This window comes from Streptomyces sp. NPDC043996, assembly GCF_056435225.1.
In genome coordinates this window covers 949,499-967,553 of record NZ_JBWKEY010000001.1, presented here as the reverse complement: position 1 = coordinate 967,553, position 18,055 = coordinate 949,499, and the positions used below count along the sequence as shown (strand labels likewise).

Genomic DNA, 18,055 nt, shown 5'->3' with positions numbered 1-18,055 from the left:
CCGGCCTTCGTCGTACGGACAGACAACAGAGCGTGGAGATGAATGAGGGGGAACTCGCGGAACAGCGACGGCGATTACGGGTACGGATCAGGGGCTCCGACCCCGACGCGTTCGGGGAGCTCTTCGACACCTACGCCCGGTCCGTCTACAACCACGCCTACCGCCTGACGGGCGACTGGTCGACGGCCGAGGACCTCGTGTCCCTGACCTTCCTGGAGGCGTGGCGGCTGCGCGACAAGGTCGACGCCGACGGTGGCTCGCTGCGGCCTTGGCTGCTGGGCATCACCACGAACGTGACCCGCAACCAGCGGCGCGCGACCCGCCGCCACGCCGCCGCCGTGGCCCGCCTTCCGCGCGCCGAGGCCGTCGCCGACTTCGCCGACGAGGTCGCCGGGCGCGTCGACGACCGGGAGCAGCTGGCCCTCGTGCGCACGGCGCTCGCCAAGCTGCGCCGCGCCGAGCGCGAGGTGCTCGCCCTGTGCGTGTGGTCGGGGCTCGGCTACGAGGCGGCGGCGGGCGCACTCGGCGTCCCGGTCGGGACGGTGCGCTCGCGCCTCTCCCGGGCCAGGAAAAAGCTCGCGAAATATATGGAACCACCCAAAGGGCGCGGACAGATGAGAGATGACCGCACCACCGCGGTCGGGCCTATTGAGGAGGGCGTCCGATGAAGTCACCCGAAGACCGTGCTGACTTCCCGACCCCGCTGGAGCGGGACCTTCCGCCGGGCCGCCATCCGCGCCTGAGGGAGCATCTGTTGAGCGAGATACGGCACGAGGACAGCGCCGCCGACACGGGGTGGAGCATCAAGGGCAGGCGCTGGCTGCGGCCTTCGCTGGTCGCGGGGGCGGTGGCCGCGGCGGTCGCCGCGGGCCTGGTGGTCGCCCAGCCCTTCGGCGGCGATGCGGCGCAGGCAGGGCCGCCGTCGAAGGAGACGGTGGCGATGCTCCAGGACATCGCGGCGGCGGCGAAGCGGCAGCCCGTACCGAAGGAGATCCGGGACGACCAGTTCGTCTACACCAAGATGAAGGAGCGGTACGTGCAGACGGGGGGTGACGTGAAGGCCCGCCTCGAGCCCCTGCACCTGGCGGAGGGGTGGGCGTCGGTCGACGGCAAGCACACGGGGATGTCGCACGTCCCCTTCCGGAAGTGGAACTACGAGCTGTCGCCGCCGGACCTGCCCCTGGTGGAGGCCTCCAGGAACTACCGCAGCCTGGAGAAGCTGCCGACCGATCCGGTCAACATGCGGGACTGGTTGTACCGGGTGGCGACCGGGGGCGAGAGCGAGGACCAGAACGCCTTCGTGTACGTCAGTGAACTCTGCGGTGTCCTGATGCCGCCGAAGCAGGCCGCGGCCCTCTTCCTCGCCGCGTCGAAGATCCCCGGCGTCGAGCTGATCGACGACGCGGTGGACGCGGCCGGGCGGCACGGCGTGGCCATCGCCCGCGAGAACGACGGCGAACGGCAGGAGCTGATCTTCGACAAGAAGACCAAGCGGTTCCTCGGCGAGCGCCAGGTGGCGGTGGAGGACCTGCCGACCGGCTTCAAGAAGGGCACGGTGACCGCGCACAGCGCGGTCCTGGAGCGCGAGATCGTCGACAAGGCGGGCGAACGCCCCTAGCGGCGGCGCCGACCCGGGAGCCGGGTGCGTGACCTGGGGGAGCGTGTGCGTGAGTCTTGCCCCATGACCGAAACCATCGAACAGGGGACCAGCCGGACCAAGGGGGACACGCACACGCTCCACTGGGTGCTGAATCTGCCGCACCCGGTGGAGCGGGTCTGGGCGGCGGTGGCCACCCCGGAGGGACTTCCGGGGTGGCTCGCCGCCGCCGACGTGTTCGAGCCGCGCCTCGGCGGAGCCGTCACCCTGCGCTGGCTCAACACGGACGACGGCGTGCACTCCGGGCGCGTCACCGCCTGGGACCCGGACGTCGTCGCCGAGTACACGATCGATCTGCACGGCCGGTGCCGCTTCCATCTGGAGCACGCGGGGGCCACGGGCACCACCCTGCGCTTCACCAACGAGCTCACCGGTGACGACTCCTTCCGGCTCGACTGCCTGGCCGGGTGGCACGACCACTTCGGGTTCCTGGTGGACGCCCTTGCGGGACGGCCGAAGGACTGGTCGACGTGGACCCTGGACCGCTGGCGCGAGCTGCGGGCGGCCTACGCCTAGCGCACGCGCAGCAGCAGCTTGCCCGTCGTCGTGCGGCCGCCGAGGAGTGCGTGCGCCTTCGCGGCCTCCGCCAGGGGGAACTCGGCGGTGACGGGCAGCGTGACGGTGCCGTCGGCGACCGTACGGAAGGCGCGTTCGGCGAGCGCCCGCAGCGCCGCCGGGTCCTTCTGGGCGAGGGTCAGGATCGAGAAGCCCGCCACGGAGCGTGTGCCCGGGAACAGCTCGGCCTGGCCCACCCGCCACGGCTCGGCCGAGCTCGCGTTGCCGTAGGACACCAGGCGGCCGAAGGTGGCGAGCGCGTCGAGGCTCGCGCGGAAGGTGTCGCCGCCGACCGGGTCGAGGGCGAGGTCGACGCCACGGCCGCCGGTGGCCGCGCGGGCCGCCTCGGCGAAGTCGCCGGTGAACACATCGTCGTAGCCGTGACGACGGGCGTATTCCGCCTTCGCCGCGCTCGACACCACGCCGAACACCCGGGCCCCGGCGGCCTTCGCCAGCTGGCCGAGGACGGTGCCCACGCCGCCCGCGGCGCCCTGCACCAGGACGCTCTCGCCCGCGCGCAGCCGCCCGGCCTCGTGCAGCAGGGCGTGGGCGGTGGGCAGGACGGTGGGGAGCGTGGCGGCCGTGCGCAGGCTGATCCCGGCCGGGACGGCGAAGACAGTGGCGGCGTCCGCGAGGGCCACCTCCGCGTAGGCGCCGCCCGCCGTGAGCGCGGCCACCTCCTGGCCGACGGCGGGCCCCCTCACGCCGGGCCCGAGCGCCCGCACCCGCCCCGACACCTCGAGGCCCGGCACGAACGGCAGGCCCGGCACGCGATAGCCCTCGGCGCGGGCCTTGAGGTCGGCGAAGTTCACGCCGGTGTACGCGACGTCGATGGCGACCTGGCCGGGGCCGGGGGCGGGGGCGTCGATGTCGACGACGTTCAGGACGTCGGGGCCGCCGAACTCGGTGATCTGGACTGCGCGCATGGGGGAGTCTCCGGTGTTCGATCCACATTGAACACTCGGGACTGTATGGTTTTCATCGAACACTCTGCAAGGGGGAGGCGATCCCATGGCCGGACGTACCCGTCATCGCGCGGCGCCGGTGCACGCACGGCTCGAGGACGTCACCGTGCGGGAGGCGCTCGCGGCGCTCGCCGATCCCGTACGGATGTACCTGGTACGGGAGCTGGCGGCGTCGGCGGACTGGTCGCGGGCGTGCGGCAGCTTCGACGTGCCCGTCGGCAAGGCCGCCCTCAGTCATCACTTCGCGGCGCTGCGGGCGGCCGGTCTCGTCGAGCAGCGCGACGAGGGGCCGCGCCGGGTGAACCGGCTGCGGCGCGCGGAGTTCGACGCGCGCTTCCCCGGGCTGCTCGCCCTGGTGCTGCGCGGGGACTGACCCGGATCAGCCGGTGGTGATCGCGTCCAGCTGGGCCCGCAGATAGGTGTGCGAGTCGGTGCCGCGCACGTCCGTGCCCGGGTCGCAGTCGTAGAAGTACACGAGCGACATCAGCTCCTCGGCGGGCGCGTCGGCCGGGGGCGGGAGCACGCGGTGGCGCCCCGAGCGCCAGCGGCCGCCGCTCCAGCGGGCCATCAGGTCACCGATGTTGATGGTGAACGCCTCGGGGTGCCACGGCGCGTCCTGCCAGCCGTCGTCGTCCGTGAACACCTGGAGGCCGCCGCGGCCCGCCTGCCGGTCCAGGACCGTGACCGTGCCGAAGTCGGTGTGCGCGCCGATGCGGAACTGGCCCGGCTCCGGCTCCCCGACCACGTCCCTGCCCGGATACCAGTTGATGTTGAAGCCCCAGGTGGGGTGGCCGGTGTGCCGGGTGAAGAAGTCCTCGGGCTCGCCGAGCGCGGCCGCGAGCAGTTCGAGCAACTGGTCGGAGAGGGCCCGCATCTGGGCGAGGTACGTCTGTACGGGGGTCTGGAGCCCGGGGGTCTCGCTCGGCCAGGTGTTGGGCGCGAACCACTCGGCGTCGACGGCCGGGTCGCCGGTCGGCTCGTCGGCGGCGAAGCAGAACGACTCCTTCAGGTCCGGCGGCGAGGGTGTGCCCTCCGCGTACGCGTTGGCCTCGGCGCCGGGGCCCAGCCAGCCGCGGCCGCCCACCTTCGCGGCGTACGCCGCCTTGGCGGCGGGTGGCAGGCGGAAGAAGGCGCGGGCCTCCTGGCGGATGGTCGCGCGGAGGTCGGGGGTGACGTCGTGGCCGGTGAGGAGGAGGAAGCCGGCGGTGCGGAGGCCGTCGTTGACGGCTTTGATGATCTGGGTGCGGGTGGTGGGGGTGCCGTCGCGCCAGGCGCGGAGGTCGACGGTGGGGATCGTCATGGTGCCCATGGTGCCCTCGCGGGGCGCCCCAGGCCCGCCCCTTCCCGATCCGGGTGCGGCTGCCCCCGTTCCCCCGCTCACCGATATTGGCGCTTCGCGCCTCGTCCTCAAACGCCGGACGGGCTAGAAGCGGCCAGTTTCAGCCCGTCCGGCGTTTGAGGACGAGGCCGCAGGCCGATGCTTTTCGGGGGTCCAGGGGGCGGAGCCCCATGGTTTCGGGAAGGGGCGGGGTGGGGGAGGAGCCCCCGGCAGGGCCCTACTTGTCGTCGCGGTTTTCGCCCAGGCCCTTGAGGAAGTCGGGGTTGTCATCGGGGGCCACCCAGCCCCCGGACCGGCGCGGCGCGCCCCCGGCGGGCTGCCGCTTCTTGCCGGTGACGAACCACGCGATCGGCCCGAGCAGCACCTCGCCGAACAGGAGCACGATGATGACCCACACCACCTTGGGCAGATGGCGTACTTCGTTCTCCGGAGTGTTCAGAACGTCGATGAAGGCGTAGATCCACACCGCCAGGACCAGCAGGAACGGCAGATACCTGAGCATGTGCGGACGATCCTCCAAGGAGCGGAGCCAGGGCGCCGGGCGTACCCGGTGACGGGCCCAGGGTAGCCCGTGACCGATACTTGACCGCATGGCTTATGACGATCTCCGCTCTCTGCTGAGGGCACTGGAGCGCGAGGGCGATCTGAAGCGGATCAAGGCCGAGGTCGACCCGTATCTGGAGGTCGGCGAGATCGTCGACCGCGTACAGAAGTCCGGCGGCCCGGCGCTCCTCTTCGAGAACGTCAAGGGCAGCGACATGCCCCTCGCGATGAACGTGTTCGGCACCGACCGCCGGCTGCTCAAGGCCCTCGGCCTGAAGTCGTACGGCGAGATCAGCGAGAAGATCGGCGGGCTGCTCAAGCCGGAGCTGCCGCACGGCTTCGTCGGCGTGCGCGAGGCCTTCGGGAAGCTCGGCGCGATGGCGCACGTACCGCCGAGGAAGGTGAAGGACGCCCCCGTGCAGGAGGTCGTCCTCACCGGCGACGACGTGGACCTGAACCGGCTGCCCGCCCTCTTCACCTGGCCCAAGGACGGCGGCTCGTTCTTCAACCTGGGGCTCACCCACACCAAGCACCCCGAGACCGGCGTCCGCAACCTCGGCCTCTACCGCCTCCAGCGCCACGACGAGCGCACCATCGGCATGCACTGGCAGATCCACAAGGACAGCCGCAACCACTACCAGGTGGCGGCGCGCAGGGGCGAGCGCCTGCCGGTCGCGATCGCCTTCGGCTGCCCGCCCGCCGTGTCGTACGCGTCGACCGCGCCGCTGCCCGGCGACATCGACGAGTACCTCTTCGCGGGCTTCCTCCAGGGCAAGCGCGTCGAGATGGTCGACTGCAAGACCGTGCCGCTCCAGGTGCCCGCGCAGGCCGAGGTGGTCATCGAGGGCTGGCTGGAGCCGGGCGAGATGCTGCCCGAGGGTCCCTTCGGCGACCACACCGGGTTCTACACGCCGCAGGAGCCGTTCCCCGCGCTGAAGATCGACTGCGTGACGATGCGGAAGCGGCCGCTGCTCCAGTCGATCGTGGTGGGGCGCCCGCCGACGGAGGACGGCCCCCTCGGCCGGGCGACGGAGAGGTTCTTCCTCCCCCTCCTCAAGATCATCGTGCCGGACATCGTGGACTACCACCTGCCGGAGTCGGGCGGCTTCCACAACTGCGCGATCGTCGCGATCGACAAGAAGTACCCGAAGCACGCGCAGAAGGTCATGCACGCCATCTGGGGCGCGCACATGATGTCGCTGACCAAGCTGATCGTGGTCGTGGACTCCGACTGCGATGTGCACGATCTGCACGAGGTGGCGTGGCGGGCGCTCGGCAACACCGACTACGCCCGTGACCTGACCGTCGTCGAGGGACCGGTCGACCATCTCGACCACGCCTCCTACCAGCAGTTCTGGGGCGGCAAGGCGGGCATCGACGCCACCAAGAAGTGGCCCGAGGAGGGCTACACCCGGGACGGCGGCTGGCCCGACATGGTCGAGTCCGATCCGGACACGGCGGCGAAAGTCGACCGCCGCTGGAGGGAGTACGGCCTGTGAGTTCCGCTTCCGCCGCGCTGCCGCAGCCGGGACGTACGAAAGCCTTCCTGCGGCTCGTCATGATCGAGCACTCGGTGTTCGCGCTGCCCTTCGCCTACATCGCCTCCCTGACGGCGATGTACGAGTGGGACGAGAACATCCACTGGGGGCGGCTGCTGCTCGTCACCGTCTGCATGGTCGGCCTGCGTACGTTCGCGATGGCCGCCAACCGCATCATCGACCGCGAGATCGACGCCCGTAACCCGCGCACCGCGCACCGCGAGCTCGTCACCGGCGCCGTCACCGTGAAGTCCGCGTGGACCGGCGCGCTCGTCGCCGTCGTGGTCTTCCTGGGCTCGGCCGCGCTGCTCAACCCGCTGTGCCTGGCGCTCGCGCCGGTCGCGGTGGTGCCGATGGTCGTCTATCCGTACGGCAAGAGGTTCACCAACTTCCCGCAGGCGATCCTCGGCGTCGCGCAGGCCATGGGGCCCGTCGGCGCGTGGATCGCGATCACCGGCGAGTGGTCCTGGACGGCCGTGGTCCTCGGCCTCGCGGTGGGCGTGTGGATCGGCGGCTTCGACCTGATCTACGCCTGCCAGGACGTGGAGACCGACCGGGAGATCGGCGTCATGTCGGTGCCCGCGCGGTTCGGCATCCCGGCCGCCGTCTGGGGCGCGCGCGTCTGCCACGCCATCACGACGGCGCTGTTCGTCTGGTACGCCCTCGCCACCGGCGCGGGCGCGTTCTTCTGGCTCGGACTCCTGATCGTGGCGGGCGCCTTCGTGTACGAGCACTCGATCGTGCGCCCCCATGACCTGACCCGGGTCAACCGCGCGTTCTTCCAGGTCAACGGCTTCATCGGGATCGCGCTCTTCGTGTGCGCGCTGCTCGACCTGCTGGTGCGCGGACTGACGCTGTGAGAGGTGTACGGGGTCCATGGAGAGACTGCGGAGCGTGACCGTGGGAGACGACGAGCGGCGCAGGCCCTGGGTCGTGGGGGTGTCGGGCGCGTCCGGCACCCCGTACGCGGCCTCGGTCCTTCGGGCGCTCCTGGCGGCGGGGGAGAGCGTGGACCTGGTGGTCTCGCGCGCCTCCCGCCTGACCCTGCTCGACGAGACCGGCATCTCCTTCCGCGACGCGCACTGGCGCGCGGACCTGGAGGAGTGGCTGTCGCGGGGGGCGGACGGCAAGCCGGGCACGTTCCGGGTGAGCGTGGACGACGTGCGGTACTGGGCGGCCGGTGACCTCGCGGCGGGGCCCTCGTCGGGTTCGTACGCGACGAAGGGCATGCTGATCGTGCCCGCGTCGACGGCGTGCGTGGCCGGGGTGGCGCTGGGGCTTTCGAAGGACCTGCTGCAGCGCGCGGCGAGCGTGACGCTCAAGGAGGGGCGGCGCCTGGTGGTGTGCGTACGGGAGACGCCGCTGAACGGGCAGACGCTGCGGCACCTGGTGAGCCTGGACGAGGCGGGCGCGATCGTGCTGCCCGCCTCTCCGGCGTTCTACGCGGGGGCGACGCACATCCAGGATCTGGTGGACTTCGTCGCGGGGCGGACGCTGGACGCGGCAGGGGTGCCGCACCAGCTGTACCGCCGCTGGGAAGGGGAGCTAGGAGGCGGCTCCCGGTGAGGGCCGAACGCCCCCGTAGTGAACGCCCCCGTAGGGAGCGGTCGGCGGTTGAGCGGTCAGCGCTTCTTGGTGGCGCGCTGCTTCTTGGCGGCCTTGCGCGCCGAGACGGCGGGCTGGTGGGCACGCGAGCGGTTGGCCAGGTCCTGCAGCTCGCGCATACGGGCGTAGGCCATCTCGATCGTGTACACGGGGAACACTCCTGAAGAATTCGAAGGATCGTCGTTGATCGGCTGAGATTCTGAAAGATTCACAGGGTGTAGACCCTGTTGTGCCTTAGATTCTACACGTAGACTCGCGAAAACGCTAAATAATGAAAGGCTTCGACCTATGGATGCCGTGGACAGGCAGCTCATCCAGGCTCTGCGCGAGAACGGCCGTGCTTCCTACGCCGAGCTGGGGCGCCTCGTCGGCCTCTCCGGGCCCAGCGTCACCGACCGCATCAACCGCCTGGAGGCGGCCGGCGTCATCACCGGCTACCGCGCGACGGTCGACTCCGCGTCCCTCGGCCTCGGCGTCACCGCCCTGATCGGTATCTCGCTGTCCGACGCCGCCGACCACGAGGACGTCGCCCGGCGCCTGCGCGACCTGCACGAGATCGAGGACTGCTGGTTCATCGCGGGCGACGACTCGTACATGCTCAAGGTCCGCGCCTCGGACGTGGACGGCCTGGAGAAGACCATCCGCCGTCTCAGCGGCACCAAGGGCGTCTCCCGCACACGCACCACGATCGTCCTCTCCACGAAGTGGGAGAACCGGGTCGGAGAGCTGCCGGAAGAGGTCTAGGGCGCCAGCGGGGCCCTAGGGGGCGCCCCTGCCCCAGGAGGCGGGGGGAGTACCGTTGGTCCGGTCTGTCGCAGGTCGTCGGAGAGATAGAGGTACGGGCATGGACGCAGGGCTCAAGCGCGAGCTGGAGGAGAAGGTTCACTCCGGTGAGCGGCTGTCCCGCGAGGACGGCATCGCCCTGTACGAGTCCGACGACCTGGCCTGGCTCGGCGGCCTCGCGCACGAGGTGCGCACCCGCAAGAACGGCGACGTCGTGCACTTCAACGTCAACCGTCACCTCAACATGACGAACGTGTGCACCGCGTCCTGCGCCTACTGCTCCTTCCAGCGCAAGCCGGGCGAGAAGGACGCGTACACGATGCGCATCGAGGAGGCCGTCCGCCTCGCCAAGGCGATGGAGGGCGAGAACCTCACCGAACTGCACATCGTCAACGGCCTGCACCCGAACCTGCCGTGGCGCTACTACCCGCGCTCGCTGCGGGAGCTGAAGGCGGCCCTGCCGAACGTCTCCCTCAAGGCCTTCACCGCCACCGAGATCCACCACTTCGAGACCATCTCGGGCCTGTCCGCCTCGGAGATCCTCGACGAGCTGATCGACGCGGGCCTCGAATCCCTGACCGGCGGCGGCGCCGAGATCTTCGACTGGGAGGTCCGGCAGCACATCGTGGACCACAAGACCCACTGGGAGGACTGGTCCCGCATCCACCGCCTGGCGCACGAGAAGGGTCTCAAGACCCCCTCGACGATGCTGTACGGGCACATCGAGGAGCCCCGCCACCGCGTCGACCACGTCCTTCGGCTGCGCGAGCTCCAGGACGAGACCGGCGGCTTCCAGGTCTTCATCCCGCTGCGCTACCAGCACGACTTCGTGGACATGCAGGACGGCAAGGTCCGTAACCGCCTCCAGGCCCGCACGAAGATGGCCTCCGGCATCGAGGCCCTGAAGACCTTCGCCGTCTCCCGGCTGCTCTTCGACAACGTGCCGCACGTCAAGGTCTTCTGGGTCATGCACGGCGTCGACACCGCGCAGCTCGCCCTCCAGCACGGAGCGGACGACATGGACGGCTCGGTCGTCGAGTACAAGATCACGCACGACGCGGACAACTTCGGCACGCCGAACAAGCTGACCCGCGAGGACCTGCTCGACCTGATCCGCGAGGCGGGCTTCCGCCCGGTGGAGCGCAACACCCGCTACGAGATCATCCGCGAGTACCCAGGACCCGACCGGGAGCTGCGCGAGTCGCCGCAGCCGATGCGGCTCTGACCCCCTCTCCTGCCCGGTGGGGCTCCCGTGCTTCACTGGAGGGACTCGGCCAGCTCTGGCTATTTCGGAACGGAAGAGTGGATTGACATGCTCCGCTACACGCTGATGCGCCTCGGGGTCTTCGCGGGCTGCTTCTTGGTCGTCTGGGGCCTCGTCTACTCCGGCATCGTGCCGCGCGGCCTCGGCGGCTCCAACCTCCTGTGGGTGGCGATGCTCGCCCTGGTGGTCTCCGCGCCGATCAGCTTCATCGTGCTGCGCAAGGAGCGCGACCGCGCCTCGGAGAAGGTCGTCGCCAAGGTCGACAACGTCAAGGCCACCCTGGAGCGCAACCGCACGCAGGAGGACGGCGCCGACGACGCGGCGCGCGCCCAGTCGTAAGACGACGCCGCCCGCGCGCGGTCGTAACGTACGTCACACGCATGCACCCGCACCCCGGTGCCGGAGGACCCCCTCCGGCACCGGGGTGCGGTGCGTCGTGCGGGAGTTGGACGGGAGCCGGGGCGGACGGGTGAGGACCCCGAGGCCCCCATACCTCAAACAAGACCTTTGATGTTCTCAAAGCGTGAGTGTTAACGTGTTCGACATGAAGACAGCAGCCGCGCACCGCAACGCCATGAGCGTCCCGCTCGTGGCGCGCCTGCATGTCGATCTCTGCCGCTGCATGTCCGCGGCCTGTCGCGTCATCTGAACGACTTCGACACCTGCACTGCAGCGGCGCCCGTGACCCTTCGCGGTCGCCGCTCCTCACGTCCCCCCCGTCATTACCCGGAGTGTGTCCGTGTCCGCGAATTCCGCGTCCCCCACCGATGAGCCGAAGCCCGGCTTCCGGATACCCGCGTACCTCAAGCCGCCCTTCTGGGCCCAGATCCTCGGCGGTCTCGTCCTCGGCGTCCTGCTCGGCTGGCTCGCCCGCAGCCAGGACATCAGCTGGCTCGTCACCACCCTCTCCAAGGTCGGCGACACCTTCATCGGCCTGCTGAAGCTGGCGGTCGCCCCGCTCGTCTTCTTCGCCATCCTGATCTCGATCACGAACCTGCGGAAGGTCAACAACGCCGCCCGGCTCGCGACCCGCACGCTGCTCTGGTTCATGATCACGTCGCTGATCGCGGTCGTCATCGGCCTCGTCATCGGCCTGGTCACCAACCCCGGCGCGGGCACGGGCCTGACGCCCAAGGACGGCGCCAAGCCCGAACACGAGGGCTCCTGGATCGACTTCCTCACCGGCATCATCCCCACGGACGTCATCACGCCCTTCACCGAGCTGAACGTCCTCCAGATCGTGTTCATGGCCGCCGTCGCGGGCATCGCCATCCTCAAGATCGGCGACGAGAAGGCCAAGCCGATCCTGGACCTCAGCGAGTCGGTCCTCGCGCTGCTCCAGAAGGCCCTGTGGTGGGTCATCAAGCTCTCCCCGATCGGCACCATCGGCCTCATCGGCTTCGCCATCGCCGACTACGGCTGGAACCTGATCAGCAAGTACGCCACGTTCACCGCCGACATCTACATCGGCTGCGCCCTGGTGATGTTCGGCGTCTACCCGCTGCTTCTCGCGTTCGTCGCCAAGGTCAGCCCGCTGCAGTTCTTCAAGGGCGCCTGGCCCGCGATCCAGCTGGCCTTCGTCTCCCGCTCGTCCGTGGGCACCATGCCGGTCACCCAGAAGGTCACCGAGCGCCTCGGTGTGCCGAAGGAGTACACGTCCTTCGCGGTGCCGTTCGGCGCCACCACCAAGATGGACGGCTGCGCCGCGATCTACCCGGCGATCGCCGCGATCTTCGTCGCGCAGATCTTCGACGTGAACATGGGCATCAAGGAGTACCTGCTCATCGCCTTCGTGTCGGTGGTCGGCTCCGCCGCGACGGCCGGTCTGACGGGCGCCACGGTCATGCTGACCCTGACCCTCTCCACCCTCGGCCTCCCGATGGAGGGCGTCGGCCTCCTCCTCGCCATCGACCCGGTCCTGGACATGATGCGCACGGCGACGAACGTCGCCGGTCAGGCCCTGGTCCCGGTCGTGGTCGCGGCCCGCGAGAACATCCTGGACCGGGAGGCGTACGAACACGCCTCCGCGTCCCCGCTGGACGAGGGTCCGCTGCCGGCCACGGCCTGAGCCCCTCGCCCACAACGGACCGTGCCCCTCGCTGAGATGTTCAGCGGGGGGCGCGGTGCTGCTACCGCGGGCATGTGCGGGCGTGGAGGTAGCCCAGTACGGGGCCGTTGAGGCCTTGCCAGAGGTGGGGGCGGAGAGGTTCGCCGACCGCGATGGCGGTCCTGCACTCCGCGCACGAGGGCTCGGGCCTGCCCGCCTGTTGCTGTGCGCTCAGGTGCGCCTCGCGCAGGACGTGGGCTCTCGGGCAGGGCCGCAGCGGGCAGTGTTCGCAGGTGATGCCGTGGTCGTGCCAGTCGAGGTAGGTGGCCACGGTGTGGTTCTCGATCTCGCAGCAGGGCACGCAGCCGTGGGGGCGCCAGTCGCCGGTGCCGCCGAGGTCGATGCCTTCGCCGGGGTGCAGTTCGTGGCGGCACCAGACGCAGGCGGTGCCGGTGCGTTGGGGTGGGGGGAGGGTGCCGGGGTCTGCCGGGAGGGCGTACAGCGCCAGGAGCGAGGGTCGGTCAGGCATCGGTGCGGGCTCCCCTGGTCCAGGCGGCGCGCAGCCGGGCTCCCTCGACGCAGTCGGCGAGGAGGCCGAGGTGTCTGCGGGGGCAGGTGTCGAGGTGGGCGCGGTAGGCCGCGTACCGGTGGTCTGGGAAGTCGTGGTCGTTGGCTTCGGCGGGCGCGCTCATGGGCCCACCGTCCGGGGTGGGGTGTCTCATGTCTGTGACCGTAGGCGGGGCCGGGACGGCGAGGGGGTGGGAAACCTACCCCCTCGTCAGTGGGTAGGTTTCCTGCCCCTTACGCGATCACACAGGCACACCGAGCTCCTGCGCCAGATCGGCCGCGTCCTCGCGCACCATGCGCGGTCCGCACCGCACGAGTTCTGGCAGCACGCTGCGGGTGTGCAAGTTGTACTGGACGGTTTCCGGTGACTCCTTGAACGCCCGCTGTAGGTAGCTCACGGCGGCGGCGCTCTCGTCGAGCAGGGTGTGCGCCCGGGCCGTCTCGATGAGGTGGTACGAGCGGCGCGTCGCCGAAGGGATCGTGCGGAGGTCGAGACTGGCGGCGACGTCCACGGCTTTGGTGGGCCGCACCAGGTCGTTGTACATGGTGATCGCGTAGCCGTCGACGATGCCCCGGCCGAAGATCAGCCACGGATGCGCGTAGTCGTCGCCGAGCTGGCGGGCGGCGGCGTCGGCCTTGTCCCAGTACCGCCACGCGTCCCCGCTCTGGCCCGTCTTCGCGTACGACAGGGCGACCGCGAGGTACAGGAGCCCCTGGCGGGCGATGTGGTCCGGGTCATCGGCGCCTCGCAGGAGCGAGGCGGCCTGCTCGGCGAGGTCGACGCGGGCCTCCGCGGCTTCTCCGGCGTCGCGGTGGACGTGGTTGACGTACCAGGCCGCGGCAGCGATCGCGCGGGGGCTGTCGGCGTCCTGCGCGGCGGTCATGGCACGGTCACCGGCCAGCAGGATCAGGTCCGGGGCGGGCTGGAAGCTGAGGAAGAGCTGAGCGAGGTGGTAGGCCTCGGCCTTGGCCACGAGCGCCCGGCGGCGGTCGGCTCCCTCGAGGGTGCGCGCGGCGTGCCGGGTGTCGTCGAGGAGCGCGGGCAGCAGCTGCGCGATGCGGCTGCGGTTCCCCTGGGGCGCGTCGCGCGTCCCCGCGCGGTGGTCCCGGGCGTGCCACAGCTTCCACATCTGCCGCAGGCGGGCGGCCAGTACGTCGGCGGGCTCCGGCTGGCGGTCGGCTGGCGCGAGGCGGTACGCGTTCAGGGCTTGCTTGATGAGCGGCAACTGGCCGTGCTCGGCCTTGGTGTAGGTCGCGGCCGCGATGCGGTCGTCCCCGGTGAGCTCCGTGATGTCCTCGACGCCGAGGACCCGTGCGAGCCTCAGCAGCTTGGGAAACCGGGGCATCCCGATGGTGCCGCGCTCGATCGCCTTGACCCACGCCTCGGAGTGGCCCATCAGGCCCGCGACGTAGGCGCGGGTCTTGCCCGCGCGGACGCGGGCCCGCTTGACGCGCTGGCCGAAGGTGAGTTGGGGGGCCGGTCCTGTGTCGGTGACTTCGGGCATACGGGTGCCTCCGTTCAGAGCTCGACACTCCGAACGTACTCCCCACGCGCATCACCTGGGGAGGATCAGAGGCCTCCGCCCCGCACGGGCGTGGCACGTACCTGGAGGTGCGTACTTGATCAAGAAGCGGTGCGGGGGGAGTCTGGTTCAGGCGCGCCAAGCCCCTCGTCCCTCATCGAGCCTTCCCTCGCGGCCAGGTGATCCCGGCCCCAGGCGGAGAGCAGTTCAAGGAGTTCGTAGAGCCGACGGCCCCGCTCGGTCAGTGAGTACTCGACCCGGGGCGGTACCTCTCCGTGGTCTTCCCGGTGCACGATCCCGTCCGCCTGGAGTTCCCGGAGCTGCTGGGTCAGCACCTTCTCGCTGATGCCGGTGACCAGTCGCCGGGTCTGTCCGAAGCGGCGCGGCCCTTCGGACAGCGCCCACATGATGAACGACTTCCATTTGCCCTCGAACACCCCGACGGCCACGCCCATCCCGCACGTGTGCGGATCGGTCACCGTCACGACCTCGGAGTCCCCCATGTCTGCTTCCCCCGTCACTGTGCTCGGCCTGGGCCCCATGGGCCAGGCCCTGGCCTCCGCGTTCCTGGCCGCGGGCCATCCGACAACCGTCTGGAACCGTACCCCGGGCCGGGCGGAAGCCCTGGTGGAGAGCGGTGCCGTCGAAGCCGCGACCGCCGCCGACGCCATCGCGGCGAGCGGGCTCGTGGTGGTCTGCGTGCTGGATTACGACGCCGTACGCGCCGTCACCGCCCCGCACACCGCCGCGCTCAAGGGCCGCACCCTGGCCAACCTGACCGCCGGTACCCCCGACGACGCCCGCGCGACCGCCGAGTGGGCCGCCACGCACGGGATCGACTACCTCGACGGCGCCATCATGGTTCCGACGTACCTGGTCGGCGGCCCGTCCACCCTGGTCCTGCACAGCGGCCCGGCCGACGTGTTCGAACGCCACCGCGACACCCTCCAGGCCATCGGCGGTACCTGTGCGCACCTGGTGCGGACCCGGGCCGCGCGGGGGCGCACGACGTCGCGCTGCTCGACATCTTCTGGACCGCGCTGACCGGCGTCGTCCACGCCTTCGCCCTCGCGGGGGCCGAGGGCGTCACCGCCCGCGACCTGGCCCCCTACGCCAAGGGGGTCGCCGGTCTGCTGCCCGCCGTCATCGACACCTTCGCCGAGCAGGTCGACACCGGCAGCTACCCCGCGGGAGGCTCCAACCTCCGCTCGGCGGCGGCCATCATGTCCCACGTCCTCGACGCGTCCCGCAGCCGGGGAGTCGACAGCACGGTCATCTCCGCCGCCCACGAGATCGCCCGGCGGGGCATGACGGCCGGTTACGCCGACGCCTCGTACGCGCACGTCGCCGAACTCCTCCGCGACTGACCCGGCCGCTCGGCTGGGGCGGTCGTACGCTGAGCCGTGGACGGTTGGTGCGGAAGGGCGGGCGGTCGGGGTGGGAGAGGTCAGGACCGGGGGTGGGGCCGGAGCGCGGGTGGGGCGGAAGCGGATGCCCCGGGCCGTGCGGGAGCGGCAGATGCTGGACGCGGCGGTGCGGACGTTCGGACAGCGGGGGTACCGGGCCGCGTCGATGGACGAGATCGCCGAAATCGCGGGCGTCTCCAAGCCGTTGATCTATTTGTATCTGAGTTCCAAGGAAGCACTTTTCACCGCTTGCATTCGTCGTGAGGCCGCCGCCCTTATCGCCGCGGTGCGCCATGCCGTCCGTCCCGACGGGCCCGCCGACCGGCAGTTGTGGGACGGCCTGCGGGCGTTCTTCGAGCACACCGCGCGCCACCCCGACGCGTGGGCCGTGCTGCACAGCCAGGCCCGCACGGTCGGCGAGCCGTTCGCCGCCGAGGTGAACGTGTTGCGTGCGGAGATCGTCGCGTTCGTGACCGCGCTCATCGCGGCCGCCGCGCGCGAGGCCCACCGGGATCCGTCCCTGGCGGAGCGGGAGGTCGCGGGGCTCGCGCAGGCGCTCGTCGGCGCCGCCGAGTCCCTCGCCGGGTGGGCCAACGCGGAGCCGTCCGTCTCGGCCAAGGAGGCCGCCGCCACCCTCATGAACTTCGCCTGGGCCGGGCTCGGCGACCTCATGGAGGGCCGCCGCTGGTCACCGCCCCGCTAGGAGCGCTACGCGCCCAGGAAGCTTTGGCCGCAGACGCGGATGACCTGGTCGTTCACGTCGGCGTGGGCCAGCCAGGCCGTGGTTTCGGCGACGTCGACGGGCAGTCCGCCCTGGGCGAGGGAGTTCATGCGGCGGCCCGCCTCACGCAGGAGCAGGGGGATGCCCGCGGTCATCCGGGTCTCGATGAAGCCGGGCGCGACCGCGTTGACGGTGACCCCGTGCTCGGCGAGGGCGCGGGGCGCGAGGGAGTGGACGAACCCGACGACGCCCGCCTTGGCGGCGGCGTAGTGGGTCTGGCCCGCGTTCCCGGCGATCCCGGCGATCGACGCGGTGGCGACGACGCGGCCGCCGCGCCGCAGGGTGCCGGTCTTGAGCAGGAAGTCGGTGGTGCGCAGCACGCTGCCGAGGTTGACGTCGAGGACCGCACTCCACCGGTCGGCGGCCATGGTGGCGAAGCGGCGGTCCCGGGTGACGCCCGCGTTGTGGACCAGGACGTCGAGCCCGTCGGGGAGCGCGGCGGCGATGCGCTCGCCCGCGTCGTCGGCGGTGATGTCGAGGGGCAGCGGGCTGCCGCCGACGCGGGCGGCGACGCGTACGACGTCGTCGCGGGCGGCGGGGACGTCGAGGACCACGACATGGGCGCCGTCACGGGCCAGGACGTGGGCCACGGCCTCGCCGATGCCGCGCGCGGCGCCGGTAACGAGGGCGGTCCGCCCGGCCAACGGCCGGTCCCGGTCGAGGGGTTCGGGGGCGGGTGCTCCAGGGTCGGACGCTTCGGCCTCTTCGGGGGTTTCCGGGCCGACCGCGATCACCTGGCCGTTCACGTACGCCGACTTCGGAGAGAGGAGGAAGCGCAGGGTGGACTCGGCCGCCGTCGCCGTGTGGGTGCGGACGAGCGTGACGGTCCTGCCCCGGCCGAGCTCCTTGGCGAGGGAGCGGGCGAAGCCCTCCAGGGCCTGCTGGGCGGCGGCCTGGTGGTGGTCGGCGGGGGAGAGGGGCGCGCCGATGAGGACCACGCGGCCGCAGTCGGCGACCGTCGGTGCCACGGGGTGCAGGGTGGCGTGCACGTCCGCGAGCGCGGTGACCGTGGCGACGCCGGTGGCGTCCAGGACCACGGCGGCGGGCCGCCGGGCCCCCAACGGGTCGGTACGGGGCGGCAGTCCGGCGCGGGTGAGCACCTCGTACAGGCCGGGCAGGGGTACGTCGCCCGCCGTCAGGTGCAGCAACGGACCGTCGAGCACGGGGTGTTCGGGCGACCAGCGGCGCAGCGGCACCGGCCGGGGCAGGCCGAGCCCGCGAGTGAGGAAGCGGCCGGGGGCGGTGCGGGTGAACGTCAGATAGCGGTCGGCCATGGTCGGGCTCCCAGCTCGGGCGTGCGCTCTGCGGCAATTTACTTTTGAGTAAGGTTACTCAGGGGTCAGGAGCTGGTCGAGGGGGTGGGCGGATCGCGTCGACTCTCGGCGTCCCGTCGGCGTCCTCTCGGCGTCAGCGCCCAGCGTCACCCCCCGGCGACGGCTCATGGTCACGCTGCGTTACGGGGCTGAACGGGCGAGGTGGGGC

21 protein-coding genes and 1 pseudogene are annotated in these 18,055 nt (G+C 71.1%); 13 read left to right on the top strand and 9 right to left on the bottom strand.

Annotation, left to right across the window (positions count from 1 at the left end):
- Positions 1-38: 38 nt before the first annotated feature.
- The 3 genes from AC07A4_RS04445 (at position 39) to AC07A4_RS04435 (ending at position 2,173) form a co-directional block, all read left to right on the top strand.
- Complete coding sequence (locus AC07A4_RS04445) at positions 39-668, top strand: RNA polymerase sigma factor (protein WP_478592949.1); 630 nt, start codon at positions 39-41, stop codon at positions 666-668.
- Entirely contained in the window at positions 665-1,618 is a 954-nt protein-coding gene (locus tag AC07A4_RS04440) for a CU044_5270 family protein (RefSeq protein ID WP_478592678.1), read from the top strand. Before AC07A4_RS04445 ends, AC07A4_RS04440 begins: the two co-directional genes overlap by 4 nt.
- 63 nt (positions 1,619-1,681) lie before the next feature.
- The gene (locus AC07A4_RS04435; protein WP_478592675.1) at positions 1,682-2,173 is read left to right on the top strand and encodes an SRPBCC domain-containing protein; all 492 of its coding nucleotides are present in this window, start codon (positions 1,682-1,684) and stop codon (positions 2,171-2,173) included.
- Here the strand turns inward: AC07A4_RS04435 and AC07A4_RS04430 are convergent.
- Positions 2,170-3,138: a quinone oxidoreductase family protein gene (locus AC07A4_RS04430; RefSeq protein ID WP_478592672.1), complete on the bottom strand. Its 969-nt coding sequence runs from the start codon at positions 3,136-3,138 to the stop codon at positions 2,170-2,172. The genes AC07A4_RS04435 and AC07A4_RS04430 overlap by 4 nt on opposite strands.
- Before the next feature lie 85 nt (positions 3,139-3,223).
- On the opposite strand from AC07A4_RS04430, the gene AC07A4_RS04425 reads away from it, so the two are divergent.
- Complete coding sequence (locus AC07A4_RS04425; RefSeq protein WP_478592670.1) at positions 3,224-3,550, top strand: ArsR/SmtB family transcription factor; 327 nt, start codon at positions 3,224-3,226, stop codon at positions 3,548-3,550.
- 6 nt (positions 3,551-3,556) lie between these two features.
- On the opposite strand, the gene AC07A4_RS04420 is transcribed toward AC07A4_RS04425, so the two are convergent.
- Together AC07A4_RS04420 and AC07A4_RS04415 are read right to left on the bottom strand one after the other, a co-directional pair.
- Entirely contained in the window at positions 3,557-4,477 is a 921-nt protein-coding gene (locus AC07A4_RS04420) for an isopenicillin N synthase family dioxygenase (RefSeq protein ID WP_478592667.1), read from the bottom strand.
- 256 nt (positions 4,478-4,733) lie between these two features.
- On the bottom strand, positions 4,734-5,018 hold the full coding sequence (locus AC07A4_RS04415) for a PLD nuclease N-terminal domain-containing protein (RefSeq protein WP_478592665.1): 285 nt from the start codon (positions 5,016-5,018) through the stop codon (positions 4,734-4,736).
- A gap of 88 nt (positions 5,019-5,106) precedes the next feature.
- Here AC07A4_RS04415 and AC07A4_RS04410 point away from each other — a divergent pair, with 88 nt between their 5' ends.
- Genes AC07A4_RS04410 through AC07A4_RS04400 form a run of 3 tightly spaced genes read left to right on the top strand, consistent with a single transcriptional unit; the run spans position 5,107 to position 8,163 of the window.
- Entirely contained in the window at positions 5,107-6,558 is a 1,452-nt protein-coding gene (locus AC07A4_RS04410; protein WP_478592662.1) for a menaquinone biosynthesis decarboxylase, read from the top strand.
- Positions 6,555-7,457, top strand: coding sequence for a menaquinone biosynthesis prenyltransferase MqnP (mqnP, locus tag AC07A4_RS04405; RefSeq protein WP_478592660.1), 903 nt, complete (start codon positions 6,555-6,557; stop codon positions 7,455-7,457). Before AC07A4_RS04410 ends, mqnP begins: the two co-directional genes overlap by 4 nt.
- A 34-nt stretch (positions 7,458-7,491) precedes the next feature.
- The gene (locus tag AC07A4_RS04400) at positions 7,492-8,163 is read left to right on the top strand and encodes a UbiX family flavin prenyltransferase (protein WP_478592657.1); all 672 of its coding nucleotides are present in this window, start codon (positions 7,492-7,494) and stop codon (positions 8,161-8,163) included.
- Positions 8,164-8,219: 56 nt separating this feature from the next.
- On the opposite strand, the gene AC07A4_RS04395 is transcribed toward AC07A4_RS04400, so the two are convergent.
- Entirely contained in the window at positions 8,220-8,351 is a 132-nt protein-coding gene (locus AC07A4_RS04395; RefSeq protein WP_478592963.1) for a hypothetical protein, read from the bottom strand.
- 139 nt (positions 8,352-8,490) lie between these two features.
- On the opposite strand from AC07A4_RS04395, the gene AC07A4_RS04390 reads away from it, so the two are divergent.
- From AC07A4_RS04390 to AC07A4_RS04375, 4 genes are all read left to right on the top strand, one after another.
- Positions 8,491-8,946: an Lrp/AsnC family transcriptional regulator gene (locus tag AC07A4_RS04390; protein ID WP_030685400.1), complete on the top strand. Its 456-nt coding sequence runs from the start codon at positions 8,491-8,493 to the stop codon at positions 8,944-8,946.
- 100 nt (positions 8,947-9,046) lie between these two features.
- Complete coding sequence (gene mqnE, locus AC07A4_RS04385; protein WP_478592654.1) at positions 9,047-10,210, top strand: aminofutalosine synthase MqnE; 1,164 nt, start codon at positions 9,047-9,049, stop codon at positions 10,208-10,210.
- Between the two features lie 87 nt (positions 10,211-10,297).
- A complete protein-coding gene (locus AC07A4_RS04380) occupies positions 10,298-10,588 on the top strand; it encodes a DUF4229 domain-containing protein (RefSeq protein ID WP_478592651.1) in 291 nt (96 codons plus the stop codon).
- A 400-nt stretch (positions 10,589-10,988) separates the two neighbouring features.
- On the top strand, positions 10,989-12,317 hold the full coding sequence (locus tag AC07A4_RS04375) for a dicarboxylate/amino acid:cation symporter (protein ID WP_478592648.1): 1,329 nt from the start codon (positions 10,989-10,991) through the stop codon (positions 12,315-12,317).
- Positions 12,318-12,378: 61 nt separating this feature from the next.
- Here the strand turns inward: AC07A4_RS04375 and AC07A4_RS04370 are convergent, their stop codons facing one another.
- From AC07A4_RS04370 to AC07A4_RS04355, 4 genes are all read right to left on the bottom strand, one after another.
- Entirely contained in the window at positions 12,379-12,825 is a 447-nt protein-coding gene (locus AC07A4_RS04370; protein ID WP_478592645.1) for a hypothetical protein, read from the bottom strand.
- On the bottom strand, positions 12,818-13,018 hold the full coding sequence (locus AC07A4_RS04365) for a hypothetical protein (protein ID WP_478592643.1): 201 nt from the start codon (positions 13,016-13,018) through the stop codon (positions 12,818-12,820). The genes AC07A4_RS04370 and AC07A4_RS04365 overlap by 8 nt, the downstream gene beginning before the upstream one ends.
- An 87-nt stretch (positions 13,019-13,105) precedes the next feature.
- Complete coding sequence (locus tag AC07A4_RS04360; protein WP_478592641.1) at positions 13,106-14,368, bottom strand: helix-turn-helix domain-containing protein; 1,263 nt, start codon at positions 14,366-14,368, stop codon at positions 13,106-13,108.
- Between the two features lie 119 nt (positions 14,369-14,487).
- Positions 14,488-14,889: a winged helix-turn-helix transcriptional regulator gene (locus AC07A4_RS04355; RefSeq protein ID WP_478592638.1), complete on the bottom strand. Its 402-nt coding sequence runs from the start codon at positions 14,887-14,889 to the stop codon at positions 14,488-14,490.
- Here AC07A4_RS04355 and AC07A4_RS04350 point away from each other — a divergent pair.
- Both AC07A4_RS04350 and AC07A4_RS04345 read left to right on the top strand, forming a co-directional pair.
- Positions 14,888-15,753: pseudogene (locus tag AC07A4_RS04350) on the top strand (NAD(P)-dependent oxidoreductase). The gene AC07A4_RS04355 and the pseudogene AC07A4_RS04350 sit on opposite strands and share 2 nt — an antisense overlap.
- 124 nt (positions 15,754-15,877) lie before the next feature.
- Positions 15,878-16,495, top strand: a complete 618-nt coding sequence (locus tag AC07A4_RS04345) for a TetR/AcrR family transcriptional regulator (RefSeq protein ID WP_478592636.1) — start codon at positions 15,878-15,880, stop codon at positions 16,493-16,495.
- Positions 16,496-16,500: 5 nt separating this feature from the next.
- Here the strand turns inward: AC07A4_RS04345 and AC07A4_RS04340 are convergent, their stop codons facing one another.
- Positions 16,501-17,847: a 3-oxoacyl-ACP reductase gene (locus AC07A4_RS04340; RefSeq protein ID WP_478592634.1), complete on the bottom strand. Its 1,347-nt coding sequence runs from the start codon at positions 17,845-17,847 to the stop codon at positions 16,501-16,503.
- Positions 17,848-18,055: the final 208 nt, after the last annotated feature.

Bases quoted from the DNA above. Each gene is read 5' to 3' on its own strand.
- AC07A4_RS04370 (WP_478592645.1), bottom strand. From the start codon at position 12,825: ATGCCTGACCGACCCTCGCTCCTGGCGCTGTACGCCCTCCCGGCAGAC.
- AC07A4_RS04410 (WP_478592662.1), top strand. From the start codon at position 5,107: ATGGCTTATGACGATCTCCGCTCTCTGCTGAGGGCACTGGAGCGCGAG.
- AC07A4_RS04345 (WP_478592636.1), top strand. From the start codon at position 15,878: ATGCCCCGGGCCGTGCGGGAGCGGCAGATGCTGGACGCGGCGGTGCGG.
- mqnE (WP_478592654.1), top strand. From the start codon at position 9,047: ATGGACGCAGGGCTCAAGCGCGAGCTGGAGGAGAAGGTTCACTCCGGT.
- AC07A4_RS04445 (WP_478592949.1), top strand. From the start codon at position 39: ATGAATGAGGGGGAACTCGCGGAACAGCGACGGCGATTACGGGTACGG.
- AC07A4_RS04420 (WP_478592667.1), bottom strand. From the start codon at position 4,477: ATGACGATCCCCACCGTCGACCTCCGCGCCTGGCGCGACGGCACCCCC.
- AC07A4_RS04365 (WP_478592643.1), bottom strand. From the start codon at position 13,018: ATGAGACACCCCACCCCGGACGGTGGGCCCATGAGCGCGCCCGCCGAA.
- AC07A4_RS04415 (WP_478592665.1), bottom strand. From the start codon at position 5,018: ATGCTCAGGTATCTGCCGTTCCTGCTGGTCCTGGCGGTGTGGATCTAC.
- AC07A4_RS04360 (WP_478592641.1), bottom strand. From the start codon at position 14,368: ATGCCCGAAGTCACCGACACAGGACCGGCCCCCCAACTCACCTTCGGC.
- AC07A4_RS04440 (WP_478592678.1), top strand. From the start codon at position 665: ATGAAGTCACCCGAAGACCGTGCTGACTTCCCGACCCCGCTGGAGCGG.
- AC07A4_RS04435 (WP_478592675.1), top strand. From the start codon at position 1,682: ATGACCGAAACCATCGAACAGGGGACCAGCCGGACCAAGGGGGACACG.
- AC07A4_RS04340 (WP_478592634.1), bottom strand. From the start codon at position 17,847: ATGGCCGACCGCTATCTGACGTTCACCCGCACCGCCCCCGGCCGCTTC.
- AC07A4_RS04355 (WP_478592638.1), bottom strand. From the start codon at position 14,889: ATGGGGGACTCCGAGGTCGTGACGGTGACCGATCCGCACACGTGCGGG.
- AC07A4_RS04430 (WP_478592672.1), bottom strand. From the start codon at position 3,138: ATGCGCGCAGTCCAGATCACCGAGTTCGGCGGCCCCGACGTCCTGAAC.
- AC07A4_RS04425 (WP_478592670.1), top strand. From the start codon at position 3,224: ATGGCCGGACGTACCCGTCATCGCGCGGCGCCGGTGCACGCACGGCTC.
- AC07A4_RS04390 (WP_030685400.1), top strand. From the start codon at position 8,491: ATGGATGCCGTGGACAGGCAGCTCATCCAGGCTCTGCGCGAGAACGGC.
- AC07A4_RS04380 (WP_478592651.1), top strand. From the start codon at position 10,298: ATGCTCCGCTACACGCTGATGCGCCTCGGGGTCTTCGCGGGCTGCTTC.